This is a genomic window from Williamsia phyllosphaerae, assembly GCF_014635305.1.
In the GTDB taxonomy this organism is placed as follows: Bacteria; Actinomycetota; Actinomycetes; order Mycobacteriales; family Mycobacteriaceae; genus Williamsia_A; species Williamsia_A phyllosphaerae.
The window spans coordinates 2,133,541-2,147,822 of sequence record NZ_BMCS01000001.1 but is presented as its reverse complement, the minus strand read 5'-3'; the positions used below and the strand labels follow the sequence as shown (position 1 = coordinate 2,147,822).

14 protein-coding genes are annotated in these 14,282 nt (G+C 67.8%); 7 read left to right on the top strand and 7 right to left on the bottom strand.

The genetic code is table 11. From position 1 onward, the window contains the following. Positions 1–324: 324 nt before the first annotated feature. The 3 genes from IEV93_RS10235 to IEV93_RS10225 form a co-directional block, all read right to left on the bottom strand. The gene (locus IEV93_RS10235; RefSeq protein WP_188489343.1) at positions 325–726 is read right to left on the bottom strand and encodes a hypothetical protein; all 402 of its coding nucleotides are present in this window, start codon (positions 724–726) and stop codon (positions 325–327) included. Positions 727–1,070: 344 nt separating this feature from the next. After that, a complete protein-coding gene (locus IEV93_RS10230) occupies positions 1,071–1,292 on the bottom strand; it encodes an MbtH family protein (RefSeq protein WP_188489341.1) in 222 nt (73 codons plus the stop codon). 46 nt (positions 1,293–1,338) lie between these two features. Continuing rightward, positions 1,339–1,692: a hypothetical protein gene (locus IEV93_RS10225; RefSeq protein ID WP_188489339.1), complete on the bottom strand. Its 354-nt coding sequence runs from the start codon at positions 1,690–1,692 to the stop codon at positions 1,339–1,341. A 288-nt stretch (positions 1,693–1,980) separates the two neighbouring features. On the opposite strand from IEV93_RS10225, the gene IEV93_RS10220 reads away from it, so the two are divergent. From IEV93_RS10220 to IEV93_RS10195, 6 genes are all read left to right on the top strand, one after another. Further along, positions 1,981–2,958 (top strand): ATP-binding cassette domain-containing protein, encoded by a 978-nt coding sequence (locus tag IEV93_RS10220; RefSeq protein WP_188489337.1) that lies wholly within the window; start codon positions 1,981–1,983, stop codon positions 2,956–2,958. Then, positions 2,955–3,770 carry an ABC transporter permease gene (locus IEV93_RS10215; RefSeq protein WP_229705013.1) on the top strand — a complete coding sequence of 272 codons (816 nt, stop codon included), beginning with the start codon at positions 2,955–2,957 and terminating at the stop codon, positions 3,768–3,770. The genes IEV93_RS10220 and IEV93_RS10215 overlap by 4 nt, the downstream gene beginning before the upstream one ends. A 431-nt stretch (positions 3,771–4,201) precedes the next feature. Further along, a complete protein-coding gene (locus IEV93_RS10210) occupies positions 4,202–5,017 on the top strand; it encodes an ABC transporter permease (protein ID WP_188490499.1) in 816 nt (271 codons plus the stop codon). 147 nt (positions 5,018–5,164) lie between these two features. Continuing rightward, the gene (locus IEV93_RS10205) at positions 5,165–6,070 is read left to right on the top strand and encodes a glycosyltransferase family 2 protein (protein WP_188489335.1); all 906 of its coding nucleotides are present in this window, start codon (positions 5,165–5,167) and stop codon (positions 6,068–6,070) included. A gap of 128 nt (positions 6,071–6,198) precedes the next feature. Continuing rightward, on the top strand, positions 6,199–7,107 hold the full coding sequence (locus tag IEV93_RS10200) for a glycosyltransferase family 2 protein (RefSeq protein WP_188489333.1): 909 nt from the start codon (positions 6,199–6,201) through the stop codon (positions 7,105–7,107). Between the two features lie 134 nt (positions 7,108–7,241). Further along, entirely contained in the window at positions 7,242–8,660 is a 1,419-nt protein-coding gene (locus IEV93_RS10195; protein ID WP_188489331.1) for a wax ester/triacylglycerol synthase domain-containing protein, read from the top strand. Here the strand turns inward: IEV93_RS10195 and IEV93_RS10190 are convergent, their stop codons facing one another. From IEV93_RS10190 to mftE, 4 genes are read right to left on the bottom strand one after another with little or no spacing between them, the layout of a single operon-like run. Further along, positions 8,661–9,086, bottom strand: coding sequence for a PPOX class F420-dependent oxidoreductase (locus IEV93_RS10190; RefSeq protein ID WP_188489329.1), 426 nt, complete (start codon positions 9,084–9,086; stop codon positions 8,661–8,663). Between the two features lie 54 nt (positions 9,087–9,140). Further along, entirely contained in the window at positions 9,141–10,457 is a 1,317-nt protein-coding gene (gene mftG, locus IEV93_RS10185) for a mycofactocin system GMC family oxidoreductase MftG (RefSeq protein ID WP_188489326.1), read from the bottom strand. Continuing rightward, the gene (gene mftF, locus IEV93_RS10180) at positions 10,454–11,956 is read right to left on the bottom strand and encodes a mycofactocin biosynthesis glycosyltransferase MftF (protein WP_188489324.1); all 1,503 of its coding nucleotides are present in this window, start codon (positions 11,954–11,956) and stop codon (positions 10,454–10,456) included. Before mftF ends, mftG begins: the two co-directional genes overlap by 4 nt. After that, complete coding sequence (gene mftE, locus IEV93_RS10175; protein ID WP_188489322.1) at positions 11,953–12,660, bottom strand: mycofactocin biosynthesis peptidyl-dipeptidase MftE; 708 nt, start codon at positions 12,658–12,660, stop codon at positions 11,953–11,955. Before mftE ends, mftF begins: the two co-directional genes overlap by 4 nt. Positions 12,661–12,865: 205 nt before the next feature. Here mftE and IEV93_RS10170 point away from each other — a divergent pair, with 205 nt between their 5' ends. Continuing rightward, on the top strand, positions 12,866–13,972 hold the full coding sequence (locus IEV93_RS10170; protein WP_188489320.1) for a CaiB/BaiF CoA transferase family protein: 1,107 nt from the start codon (positions 12,866–12,868) through the stop codon (positions 13,970–13,972). Positions 13,973–14,282 lie beyond the last annotated feature (310 nt).

Sequence of the window (14,282 nt, the reverse complement as noted above, 5' to 3'; positions counted from 1 at the left end):
TACTGCTGGTGCATCAGAGCGGCCAGCAACCAAGTTCTCTAGCTCCAATCCCGAACCAAATGCTCGCCTGTCCCCGAAACAATGATCGCACGGACCTTTATGTCCGTACGCCAGGACAACATGATTTCATTCTGCGCTTCGAATAGGCGATCAACACGCCTGTAAGTCAGCAGATGCCTCTGGTCCTGGACAATCATTGCTCATCGGAAGCGCCTGTATGACTATCAGCAAAACGACTGCCAACGTTACACGAGCTACGACAAGACGGCACTGAGGTGGAGCGAGGATCCGAATGGCCGCCGAGACGCGCGCGGCCGGTCCGGGTCAGGCGTCGGAGAGCCTGCTGGCGATGCCGCGGAGGTCGATCTCGCTGGTGCGCATGGCGACACCGCGAGCCGGCCCCGTGGCGCCGGCGTCGAGGTCACTGAGATCGGAAAGGACACGGGCGAAGGTCCCGTCGACCACGGATGCGACCGTGGCCGGGTTCCGTTCGGCCGAGAGGGCGGGCATGCCCGCGAAGATGGCGGCCACGACAGCGGCGCGATCGTCCATCTGCTGGCTCCGGGTGACCGGGACCATCAGTTCGATGGCGGCGGCGAGGTCCCGGTAGCTCATGCTCCGGTAGTGGTAGCGGATGACCACACGATCCGGCGTGCTCTCGGCCAGTCGGCCGACCGCGGTCACCAGGTCATTGGTCGTGTCGTTGCCGACGCTCGATGCACTCATGGTCGATCCCCCCGACCGAACTGCTGCAAATGACATATCTCACCCCTAATGTTGGTGACACCATACGTGCTGATGGCCAGACTATGCGACCACCTGGTCCCCATGGGTTGACATTTTGTTACGCAATACAACGGTGACCTACACCACATCGGACACGAAACAGCCTCTGACGTGTGGGTTCGACCAAAATTCCCATGTAACCAATGTTTCACAGCTTGGTGATCTGTGCCACATTCGTGTCGCGATCGCGTCTGAGGCGTGATCTGCGGGCCTATCGGGGGTGAACAAACAGCCGCAGCCGGGCACGTACGTGCCCGGCTGCGGTGGAAGAGATGGGTGGTGAGCTACTGCTTCGCGTCGGCCTCCATGGCGTCGATCAGGCTCTGCGGCCGCAGATCGGTCCAGTGCTCGTTGACGTAGTCGAGGCACTCCGACCGCGACGCCTCTCCGAACACCTTGTTCCAGCCCGCCGGGATGTCGGCGAACGTCGGCCACAGCGAATGCTGGTTCTCGTCGTTGACCAGCACGAAGAACCGGCCGTCCTCATCATCGAATGGATTGCTCATCTGAAGTAGTCCCTCCTGAAGCTGGTCATGCGTGCCGACGAGCGGTTCACGCCTGGCGGGATCCCGCGACCGCCATCGTCGCCTGGATCCGGACGGACGACAGAGTAGTCGCAAGGCCGGACGCACCCGAGGCCGCGAGGCCGGGAATGGTCATCATCAGCGCGACGGTCAACGCGGAGTCGTCGATCGAGTTGCCACCGGACATGGCCATCGACGCGCCGGTCGCGCGCTGGGCCAGCTCACCGAGGCTCAGATCGACGTCGGGCATGCACACGGCGGGAACGGTGGGCGCGACCTTCGCCGCTGCGGCCACCAGTTCGGCGAGCGTGCGGCTCTCGGCCACGGGGTCTGCGGCCTGGCGACCACCCGGTAGACGGTGCGAGCGGAGCTGTATTGCCACGACGCCCTCCTGACTTGGTAAGAAACCTTCGAACCGGCGCTTTTACTGGACTCGAACGCAGTCTGCAAAATAATCGATTGTCTGGTTCAGGGAAAATACTAACCGTTCTCTCAACACCTATAAGAGAATGGCGGGTATTCGCTTCACTGGACTACCTATCGTCGCGGCGGGCCGTGGTGTTACCGCCGGTTTGCTGCGCTAGGTTCGTGGGGTGTTCCGCCGCACATGCGCGCGACACGCGTCGAGTCGGCGTAGCCGGACACCGACCACCCGAGGGACAGGACGGAAATGCAAGCCAGGCGGGCTGAACAGAGTGCCGTGGTCGCGGAGGGACTGGTCAAGCGCTTCGGGGAGTTCACGGCCGTCGACGGGGTCAGTTTCACCGTCGAGACGGGCACGGTGCTCGGCCTGCTGGGTCCCAACGGTGCAGGCAAGACGACCACGGTCAACATGCTCGCGACCCTGCTCCTCCCCGACGCCGGTACCGCGCGGATCGCCGGACACGACGTGGTCAGCGAACGCGCCGAGGTGCGCCGGTCCATCATGCTGACCGGCCAGTTCGCCGCTCTCGACGAGTCGCTCACCGGCCAGGAGAACCTCATTCTCTTCGGTCGGCTGATGGGCCTGGACAAGAAGACCGCTCGATTGCGCGCCGAGGAACTGCTCGAGGCCTTCAATCTGACCGAGGCCGCCAAGCGCCGCGTCGGCAAGTTCTCCGGCGGTATGCGCCGGCGCATCGACATCGCCTGCGGACTCGTCGTCCGACCCGAGGTGGTCTTCCTCGACGAGCCGACCACGGGCCTCGACCCGCGCAGCAGACAGGACGTCTGGAACATCGTCACGTCGCTGCGCGATCTGGGCATCACCACCCTGCTGACGACTCAGTACCTGGAGGAGGCCGACCTCCTCAGCGACAACATCGTCGTCATCGACAAGGGCAAGGTCATCGCCGAGGGCACCGCCGACGACCTCAAGGACCGCGTCAGTGGCACCTTCTGCGAGATCGTGCCGAGCTACCCCGACGACGTCGTCAAGATCACCGACCTGCTGGCCGACCTGGCCCCGTCGGATCAGATCCGGACCAACGCCGCGGGCACCTCGCTGACCGTTCCGGCCACCCGCGGCACGAACACCCTCGTCGAGATCGTCCGTCGGCTCGACGACGCCCAGATCGCGCTGACCGACGTCGGCCTGCGCCGCCCCTCGCTCGACGACGTCTTCCTCAAACTGACCGAGGCACCTCCGGTGCCGGGTGCCGCGCGGTGACCACCACGACCGACCGCCCGCTGGTGATCGGCGGGCTCACCAAGCCCGAGATCAGCACCGCTGGGCAGGTCTTCGCGCTCACCGAACGGTCGCTCCGGGGCATGATGCGCCAGGGCGAGTTCGTGCTCGGCATCGTTGCGCCGGTGATGCTGACGATCTGCTTCTACGTCCCGCTGCGCAGCATCTTCGACTCGTTCCCCGGCGTGAACTACGCGCAGTTCCTGATGCCCGTCATCCTGCTGCAGTCGGTGGGGTTCGTCGCGACGTCGGCGGCGATGCGCGCCGCGGCCGACGGCAGCGCCGGTATCACCGACCGACTGCGCAGCATGCCGGTCAACGCCGTGATCCCCATGCTGGCGCGACTGGTCGCGAACGCGATCCTGCTCGTGATCTCGTTGATCTGGGCGGTCATCTCGGGTCTGGTGATCGGATGGCGCCCCGAACACGGGCCGGGGTACCTGTTCGGGTTCCTGCTCGTGGCGTTCGTCGTCGGACTGCTCCTCGCGCTCGGCGCCGACGCGATCGGCGTGGTGTCGTCCAACCCCGAGGCCACCAGCCAGGCGCTCGCCCTCCCCCAGCTCATCCTCGGCATGCTCTCGACCGGGTTCGTCCCCGAGACCTCGTTCCCTGAGTGGATCCGCCCCTTCGCCCGTAATCAGCCCATCTCGCAGTTCACCGAACTGATGCGCGGCTTCGACGCCGGCAAGGTCACGTGGGACATCGCCACCGCGCCGCTGATCTGGGCGGGCAGCATCGCCGTCCTCGCCGTCGGCGGCGGGGTGTACATCATCGTCAAGGGCGCGCGCCGATGAACTGGGAGATCACCGGGCAGCCGTCCGACGACCGCGAGCCTCCGACCACCCGCATACCCCGACGGCCGCGACACCGGTCGCCCGACGACTCGGGCAGCGACCACTGGTGGAGCTCCGACCGACCCGCGGCACGGCGCCGGTCGGTGGCCCCGGACGACGCGGTGACCCGTCGCACCGAGGCCCCGCCGTCACGTCAGGTCCTGTTCCCCGGAACGGGATCGATCCGCGCGGTCGTCGGCCCGTGGACCGTCCTCGCACCCGAGGCCTCGACCGACTGGGCGACCGAACGCATCTCGGCATCGTCGAGGGACGCCGGCGCCGACGAGCCGGCCACGACCCGCCTCACTCCGCTGGCCCACACACTCACCAAGGACCCGGCCGAGCGCGGCGAGCATCCGGCCCCGACGACCACCCGGACCGCCGAACGGTCGATGGTCACCCGGTTCCCCGTCGCCGAACAGACCGGCGAACGCGGGCTGCGGGCCTACCTCCTGCACACCAGCATCCTCACCGGACGCCAGGTGCTGGTGGTGCTGCGCGACCGCGTCACCCTGCTGCAGACCCTGCTCTTCCCCGCGTTGAGCATGATCATGTTCAAGGTCGTCCTCGGCGACGCCATCGGTCAGGCGACCGGCCAGAACAGCGCGTTCGGCACCGTCCCACTCGTGGTTCTCGTCGGCGCGATGTTCGGCTCGCTGGCCGGCGGCGTCCGGGTCACGAGCGAGCGCAAGACCGGCCTGCTGACCCGCCTCTATGTGCTCCCGGTGCACCGGGGGGCCGACCTGTCGTCCCGGGTGATCGCCGAGCTGATGCGCATCCTGCTCGGAACGGTCATCCTGATGCTGTTCGGGATGTTCATCGGCTGGCGTTTCAACCAGGGGCTCATCCCCGCCATCGGCATCTTCGTCGTCGCGCTGCTCTACGGTGCCGCGTTCTTCAGCATCGTCCTGGCCCTGGCGTTGTCGGCATCGAACATCCCACTCGTACCGATCATGTCGTTGGTGTCGAGCCTGTTCATGTTCTTCAACTCGGGCTTCTCGCCGGTCAGCGCGTATCCCGGTGCGCTGCAGCCGATCGTCGCCAATCAGCCGATGACGTGTGCCATCGACACCATGCGCGCCCTCGCCATCGGCGGACCCGTGGCCGACAGTCTGACCAAGACCCTGATCTGGGCGATCGGTGCGCTTCTGCTGTTCACCTACCCGGCGCTGCGCGGCTACCGTCGTGCCGCGAGTTCGGCCGCCTGACCGCAGCCCTGCACTCCCCCGTACGACCTGTGCGACCCCCCGGTGTGATGCGAACGCACGATTGACCGGTGCGCTCGGCCTGGCGATCATCGAAACCCGAGACGCCGACGCCGATCGGTGGGACAACCCGGGGGGGGACTCACATCCATGTCTGACATGAGCGATCAGCGACCACGCACGCTGTCGGTGGTGATACCGGCGTTCAACGAGGCCGACGCGATCGGCACGTGCCTGCGGGCCCTGCTGGCCCAGTCGCCGCCACCCACCGAGATCATCGTCGTGGACAACAACTCCTCCGACGACACCGCGCGGGCCGCCGCGGCGTTCAGCGGGCCGCAGTCGGTGGTCCGCGTGGTGACCGAAACCCGTCAGGGCGTGCAGCACGCCCGGGATCGGGGAGTGGCCGAGGCGACCGGCGATCTCATCGCACGCATCGACGCCGACACCTACGCGTCGGCCGGATGGGTGGCTGCCATCCATCGGTTCTTCGCGGTGGCACCCCATCACATCGGTGGCGGCTACGGGATGATGACGATGCACGATCTGCCGTTCCAGAAACCCTTCGCGGCGATGCAGCGTCGGCTGACGGCCCGGGTGCGCTCGAAACTGGACGCGGGGTCGGTGACCGTGGTCGGCGAGGCGATCGGCGGGAACTGCGTGATGCGCGCCCAGGTGTGGCGGGAGGTGGCGGGCACGACCAGTCGGCGTGGCGACATCATGGAGGACGCCGACCTGTCGCTGACCATCCGCGGGGCCGGGTGGAAGTTCGGCCTGATCCCCGACATGACCGCCCAGACTTCCGGCCGTCGGCTCGCGTCGAGTCCCCGGAACTACTGGCGCTACACCGCCTACAGCCCGCGCACCTATGCCATGCACGGCCGACGGCGGGCCGCGGTGTTCGCCGCCATCGGGATCCAGTTCGCCCGCGCCGCCCATCTCCTGATCTGGGCGGTGCTGCTGTGGTGGGACCTCGACGAGAGACGTTTCCGCGGCCGACCCGCGGGGCTGCGCAAGGGCGATCGCGAACTGCCGTCGGGGCTGCGGACGGGCTGACGTCACGGAGGACACCGCCCGGCACGCGAGACGTCTGCCGGGAGTCGGGGTCGCGGGTACCTCCCGGGTACCATCGGACCGACCGACACAGCGGGGGGACCACCTCGGAAACCTCAGGGGGTAGATCCATGGCTGACAGACAGCCGACACTGTCGGTGGTCGTCCCGGCGTTCAACGAAGCCCGGTCGATCGGTCGATGCCTCGACATGTTGCTCGCTCAGTCGAATCCGATCGACGAGATCATCGTCGTCGACAACAACTCGACCGATGAGACGTTCGCCATCGCATCGGAGTACAGCCGCGACAACGCCAACGTCCAGGTCCTGATCGAACCGCGTCAGGGTGTGCAGCACACCCGTGACCTCGGCGTCGGCACGGCCACCGGCGAACTGGTCGCCCGTATCGACGCCGACACCTACGCTGAGCCCCGCTGGGCCGCCAACATCGTCGACTTCTTCGCCGTGGCCCCCGATGACATCGCCGGCGGCTACGGGATGTCGACCATGCACGACATGCCACTCCAACGTCCGTTCACGGCGATTCAGGCTCGTATGACCCGGCGTGTGGGCAAGGCTTTGGCCGAGGGCCAGGTGACCGTGGTCGGCGAGGCGATCGGCGCCAACTGCGTCATGCGCAAGGAGGTCTGGCGAGAGGTCGCCGGGAAGACCAGTCACCGCGACGACATCATGGAAGACGCCGACCTGTCGCTGACGATCAGGGACGCCGGGTGGCGAATCGCCCTCATCCCCGGCATGGACGCGCAGACCTCGGGACGCCGTCTGTACTCGAGCCCGCGGAGCTACTGGAAGTACACCGCGTACAGCCCGCGTACCTACGCGATGCACGGGCGCCGGCGCGCGATGGTGATGGCGTCGGTCGGTATCCAGTTCGCCCGACTCGCGCAGATCGGGGTCTGGATCCCGTTGCTGTGGTGGGATCCGACCGCCAAGAGGTTCGGTCTGGTGCCGCGGGGACTGCGTCGCACGGATCGGGAACTCCCGTCGGGGCACCGCGCCGATTCCCTACCGGAGAACTGAGCGCCGTCACGAGCGCCGCGTGTCGGCCATCCCGGTGCGTGGTTACAGGATTTGACCGGTCCGCAGTGTGCGATTCTTCGTCGGGATGACGTGACCGCAGGGCGGGGCGGGCGACGCGTCCGGGAAGGTCGGCGATGAAACAGTTGCGAGCGCGCGACTCGGCGTATGTGTTCCTCGGCGGATCGCGGGGGATCTCCTCGCGGGTGTTGTCCTGCTGGGTCCTGGCTCACGACGACGGTGGCGCGGCGGACCTTCCCGCGGACGAGGTGGTCGACACCATCCGTCGACGATTGAGCGTCGACGAACGGTTCACCAGCCGGTTGATGCGTGTCCCTGGCGATCTCGGTCACCCGTACTGGGTACACGACCCGACCATCGACATCGCCGAACAGATCGTCGTCGACGATCGGCCGGGCCTGCGGTGGCACGACGCGCAGGAGACACTCGCCGACATCGCGGCCACCCCCTTCGACACCGACCGTCCGCTGTGGTCGATGCACCTGATCACCAACGTCACCGGGCTCCCGTCCCAGCCCGGTCTCGCGACCATCCTGTGCGTGACGTTCCACCACGCGGCGTTCGACGGGATGTCGTGGGAGAAGACGATGCACCGACTTCTCGCCGACACCCCGTCCGCTCCCCCGGAACACGTCGAGATCGGCCCGCGCGAGGCGTCCACCGCGCGCATCGCCGCGGCCCAGATACGCAGGGCCCCAAGGGAATGGGCGACATTTTTCGGCAACCTCGGACGCATGCTGCGCGAGACGCGGCAGATCGCGCGGGCACGGCGTCCCGAGCAACTGCAGTACGAACGCAACGGCGCCCCGCGTACCCGGTTCAACACCGGGGTCCAGGGCAGGCGATGGACCGACTATCTCGAGTTCCCGTTGACCGATCTGCAGGCCGTGCGCGACCGCGTCCCGGGTGCGACGGTCAACGACGCCCTGCTGTCGATCATCGGCCGCACAGCGCACCTGTACCTGACCGAACACGGCGAGGAACCCGACGCGTCGCTCGTCGCCCTCGTGCCGATGTCCACCCGCGGTTCGCAGGCCGACGAGAACGCCAACCAATTCGTGCCGCTGGCCATCGACGTGCACTCCAGGGTGGCCGACATCGACACCCGCCTGGGCATGATCGCGACCAGTTCGTCCGTCGAGAAGTCACGGGCCACGAAGATCACCCGCAGCGAGTTCTGGAAGGCCGTGAACTCTGCTCCCGCACTGGCACTGCGTCTGGTGGCGCAGACTGAACGCATCCCACGGCCGGGAGGGGCGAGGAAGCGGCCGAGTGTGAACACGGTGGTGTCCAACGTCATCAACCGCACCCCGGTGAGCTCGATGATGGGGGTGCCGACCGCATCGGGGTTCGCCTACTCACCGCTGGGCGGCGACTCGACGCTCTCGCACTGCGTCGTCACGGGTCTGGGCAAGGTCATGATCGTGGTGACCTCGGATCAGACGGTCATGCCCGACATGACGCGCTACATGCAGTTGCTGCAGGATTCGGTCGACGCGCACCAGGCCCTGATCCGGCGCTCCGACGCGGGGTGATCAGGCGGTCGCGTCCAGCGACGCGATGACCTTGGTCTCGGTGATCCACACCGCCAACTCGCCGGGCACCCCGTTGCGGGCGCCGAACTCCTCGGCCCGATCGGCCCCCATGTACCGGGCACCGGCCGCGGTGGCGATCCGCCGGACATCGTCGAGGTCCTCGCTGATCTCCACCCGGCCCTGCACCTGCACGAATGCGTACGGCGGTTCGGGGAGGTCGATGCACATGACGACCCGCGGATCACGCGCCAGCGCACGGCCTTTGGCGGTGGTGGCAGCGGTGTTGAAGGCGATACGGTCGCCGTCGAGGACGAACCACACCGGCGCGACCAGCGGGCGACCGTCGGATGCTGTGTAGCCCAGGTGACCGGTCTTCGTGCCCTCGGTGACAAAGGCGCGCACCTGCGGGTCGGACAGTTCACTCATCGTCGATCTCCGGTCTCTCGGGGGCGGGTTTCGGAACCAGCGTAATGCTCCACCTCAGAACCTTTCCGACGCCAACCGCGCGGCGATGACCGACGCCGTCATCATCAGAGTGGCGTGCGGCCCGCTCGATCCGGGGCCGGGCAGGATCGATCCGTCGATCACCCGCAGGCCGTCGAGACCGAGGAACGCGCCGTTGACATCGGTGACCCCGCCCATCGGCATCGACCCCCAGGCGTGCTGGGACGTGAGCACATCGTCGTCGACCGTCACGCTGTCGGCGTCGAGCAGCGTCGCGAACCGTCGGTCGGCGAGCATCTCCGCCACCCGCTCACCCCAGGAACGCATCTGCACGAGGTCCTGCGGGTCGATGTCGCCGAGGTCCACCTGTTGGGCTCCGCCGGCCTCGATCACGAGCGCTCCCGCCGCGCGGGGCTTCATGAGCGCGATGCCGATCGCCGACCCGGTCGGCTCAACCCCGTCGATGTAGCGGGCGAAATCGCCGTTGTAGCAGCGGATCTCCATTCCGTCCTCGGTGTGCAGCACGGTCGGCAGCAGCGGCATCCGCGCACCGACGTCGTCTCGGGGGCGATACCGGACGAGCAGTTCGCGGTGTTCGCCGATCCGCCGTGTCGAGGCGGTGCCCGTCGACCGGGAGATCAGCGCCGCCGACGCCAGGGTGCCCGCACACAGGATGGTCTCGTCGGCGACGATGGTCTCACCGGTGTCGAGCACCACCCCGCGGACGCGAGCCCCGTCGACATGCAGACGGTCTGCCCGTGCGCCCGCGCGAACGGTGAGGCTCGTCCGTCCCCTCGCCGGCCACAGGTAGGCGCGGTCAGCGGGCATGCGGTGCGAGCCGCGTGAGTTCGATCGGACCCGGTTGACGCCCACCCGGGGTATGACGCTGTCCACACGGTCGTAACCGATTTCTGCCCAATGGTTTTCGAACTCGGACGCGATCGGGGTCAACTCGGCGTCGGCGAACCGGCGTACCGACATGGCACCGCCGCCTCCGACGCCGCCGTCGATGTCGGTGTAGGCCGCCGCGATGGCGTCGAGGTCCCACGAGCGATCCCACCCCGCGAAATCGTCGTCGTGCCAGCGCATGAAGTAACCACCGTTGACCGCCGATGAGCCGCCCGGTCCACGCCCCCGGGGCAGCGTCAGCCCGCCGGTCGAGCGATGGTGGGTCACACGGTCGGAGGCCGGACCGACCGGCAACATCGCCAGTTCCAGATCCGCGTCGTCGGCCGCCGTCGGCCCCTGCTCCAGGAGGATCACCTCGACGGTGTCGTCCCGGGTCAGACGCTCGGCCACGACGCATCCGCAGCTACCCGCGCCGACCACGACGATCCGACGCCGCGCCTTCACTCCGGTGGTCGTCGGCCCGCGGCGGAGGACGGCAGCTGATCGGAGCCCCAGCGGCCGATGACCGGGCGCAGGGCACCGAGGTTCCGACCGCTGACCGCGCCCTGCCACAACCCGGTTCCGTAGGCGAGATCGTCGAGTCGTTTGATGGCGACGAATCGTGTGACACCCAGGCGGACAGGCGCATCGGGGTTGAGCATCTCCGAGCGCATCCACTCGACGACACCCTCGGCCAGCGCCACCGCCAGCAGCACTGATCGGAAGCGACGTGACACCAGGGCCAGCAAGAGCGACAGCGGCCAGTAGTGCCGACACAGTGCCGATGCCATCTGCAGGAAGCCGAACCCCACCGACTGCGCGGTGAGTCGCGCGGCGACGCGGGGGGCATCGGGGATGTGCGCGATGCGCTGGTGGAGTCGGTGGGCGATGAACCCGATCATCGCGACCATCAGTCCGAAACCCCACCGGGAACGGGTGAGCGCCGCGACCATCGCCACCACCATCGGGGTGTTCATCACCATCGGCGACGCCAGCGTCTGGTGCCGGTCGGTGAGCAGGGCAGCACCGGTTCCGTAGTAGCGACGACGATCGAGGCCCGCCCGCAGCGCCGCGCGGTGATCGTGCTCGGCCAGCGCGACGGGATCGTATCGGATGACCCACCCGTCCGAGCGCAGGCGCCAGCACAGATCGACGTCCTCGGCCACGTGGAGCGACTCGTCGAATCCGTCGAACGCACTGCGCCGCATGATCATCGCCGCACTGGGCACATAGGCGATGCGAGTTCCCGGTGCGACGGGCCCTTCGCGACGCCCCATGTCGAGCGAGGAGTGCAGTGCCTCGTACCGGGCCATCGGGCCACCGTCCGGTCGCATCGCGGTGATCCGTGGTGCGACCAGCGCGACCTGCTCGTCGGAGAAATGGCCGAGGAGTTTGGGCAGCCAGTCCGAGCCCGGCGTGACGTCGGAGTCGAGGAAGGCCACGAAGTCTGTCTGGACCCGGGCGGCACCCAGGTTGCGGGCCGCGGCGGGCCCCGCGCTGGTCTCGGTACGGATCACCTCGGCACCATCGGCAGTCACCGGCACCCGGGAACCGTCGTCGACGACGATGACACGCACCCCGTGTAGCGCAGACACGAGTCGATCGACCCCGGTCTGGTTGTCGCGCACCGGGATCACCACGGTGACGTCGGACTCGGTGGGTCCGAACATCGGGCGGGGGTGCGCGACGCCGGCGTCGAGCAGCGTCCGCGCCAGCGAAGCCGTGCCCGGACTGCTCACGAGGATCCGACCGTCGGCGTCGATCATCTCCGCCGCCGCAACGGACAGTGAGAGCACGCGCAGCGGTGAACCACCCACGAGGTGCCGACCCCCGGGGACCACCGTCGTCCGCAGGTCGATCTGAACCTGGAACCCGTTGGGAAGAGCCTGTTTCGGCGTGACCGGACGATCCTCGTCGGCGTCCGACTCGGTCTCGTCGACCGATGGCGTGGTGTTCGACGTCATCGGATCATGCCGTTCGCGTCGGGCGACCACCGGTCGACCGCGGAGACCAGACGCGCGGTGAGATCGTCGAACAGCTCCCGGCCGTGGCCGGCACTGGCGGTCACCGGATCCCCGAGGACACCGGTTGCGCTCACGGCCCGCACACCACCGGATCGCATAGCACCCATCAGTTCGCCCAGCGGAGTGGTGTTGCCCGACGTGACCCGCTCGGAGCGCACGAGCTGGGGTGAGAGATGCAGCAGCAGTGAGGTTTCCGTCTCACCGGCGTGGGCGTCGGCCCCGGCGACGCCGCAGGGGAACCAGACCACGTCGCGTCCCTCATGGCGTAGCAGGGCGACGGCCGACGACAGGGTGGCCACGTTGCCACCGTGTCCGTTGACGAACACCACACGCGAGGCCCAGAGGCAGGCGCTGCGTCCGAACTCGACGAGAAGGATCCGTAGCGCCTCGTGACCGATCGACAGGGTTCCCGGGAAGCTCTGGTGTTCGCCGCTCGCCCCGTAGTTGAGGGCGGGCGCCACCAGCGCGTCGCCGGCGACCCGGTCGGCCACGTCCTCCGCGACCGCAGCGGCGATGCGCACGTCGGTGTCGAGCGGGAGATGGGGTCCGTGCTGTTCGACCGACCCGAGCGGTACGACCAGAGTGCACCCGCGTTCGTCCAGCTCGGTCCACGTCTGCGCACCGAGCCCACCGGGGCAGGTCATTCGGACAATGGTAGACACCGCGGCCGGATCTGAACACCGGAAGCGCGTAATGGATTTCGAGACGTCGGCGTGTCGCGCGGTACCGGCGTCGGCGCGGGGCTCGCCGACACCCCACACATGAACCCGCATTCAGTTATGCGATGCTGAGGTACCGTGCGGCCGCCAGGTGCGGACGCGTTCCCCACTGTCGACGACGAGGTGTGCGATGAGCGAGAGCAACCGTCCCCAGAATGGCCCGCTGAGCAGCGTGCGAGTGATCGAGTTCGCCGGGATCGGCCCCGGTCCGCACGCCGCGATGTTGCTCGCCGACCTCGGCGCCGACGTGATCCGCGTCCAGCGAGCGGGCACGTTGCCCACACCGGACCGCAATGCCGACCAGTTGCTGCGCGGGCGGTCCGCGGTCGTCGAGGCGAACCTGAAGTCGCCCGAGGACAAGGCGGCCGTCCTCCGTCTCATCGAGAAGGCCGACGTGATCGTCGAGGGCTTCCGCCCCGGCGTGATGGAACGACTGGGTCTCGGCCCCGACGATCTGCACGCGGTCAACCAGGGACTGATCTACGGGCGGATGACCGGATGGGGACAGGAGGGGCCGCTGGCCGACCGCGCAGGCCACGACATCAACTACATCTCGCTGACCGGCCTCCTGCACGCCGTGGGCCGCGCCGAAGAACGTCCGACCCCGCCCCTCAACCTCGTCGGTGATTTCGGCGGAGGGTCGATGTTCCTCGTCCTCGGTGTCCTCGCGGCCGTCATCGAGCGGCAGCAGTCGGGTAAGGGTCAGGTGGTCGACGCCGCGATGGTCGACGGCGCTTCAGTTCTGGGACAGATGATGTGGGCTTTCCGCGGCACCGGCCTGTGGCAGGACGAGAGGGGCGTGAACCTGCTCGACACGGGTGCGCCGTACTACGAGGTGTACGAGACCTCGGACGGCAAGTACATGGCCGCAGGGGCCATCGAGCCGCAGTTCTACGCCGAGATGATCAATGGACTCGGTCTGGCGGAGGCGGATCTGCCCGACCAGAACGACATCGCGCGCTGGCCCGAGCTCAAGGCGCGTTTCACCGAGACGTTCGCGTCGAAGACGCGCGACGAGTGGGCGGCGATCTTCGACGGCACCGATGCGTGTACGACTCCGGTGCTCACCTTCGCCGAGGCCCCCGAGCACCCGCACATGGCCGCACGGCGAAACCTCACCGAGATCGACTCGGTCATGCAAGCCGCTCCCGCACCGCGGTTCTCGCGTACCGGCACCGACGAGCCCGCGGGACCGGTCCGGACGGCCACCGATCCGGCGACCATCTGGACCGACTGAGTCGAGACAAGCCACCGACAGTGCCGAAGCGACGCACCGAGCGTGCACCGTTTCCGACGCCCCTCACGCCACGTCCACAGCACACTCAGTACCTCATTTCGACCCGGCCAGCAACAACGGATCCGGCGCTGACTGTGTGGAAACGCCAGTCGAGTGTGCTCACAGCGGAACCCGAGATTCCTTCACAACAACGCACACTCGACGACGCGATTCCGCACCGTCAGCGGCTCGAGACCCACACACCACAAGGACGTCAAGCCGCCGACAGTGCCGAAACGACGCACCGAGCGTGCACCGTTTCCGACGCCCC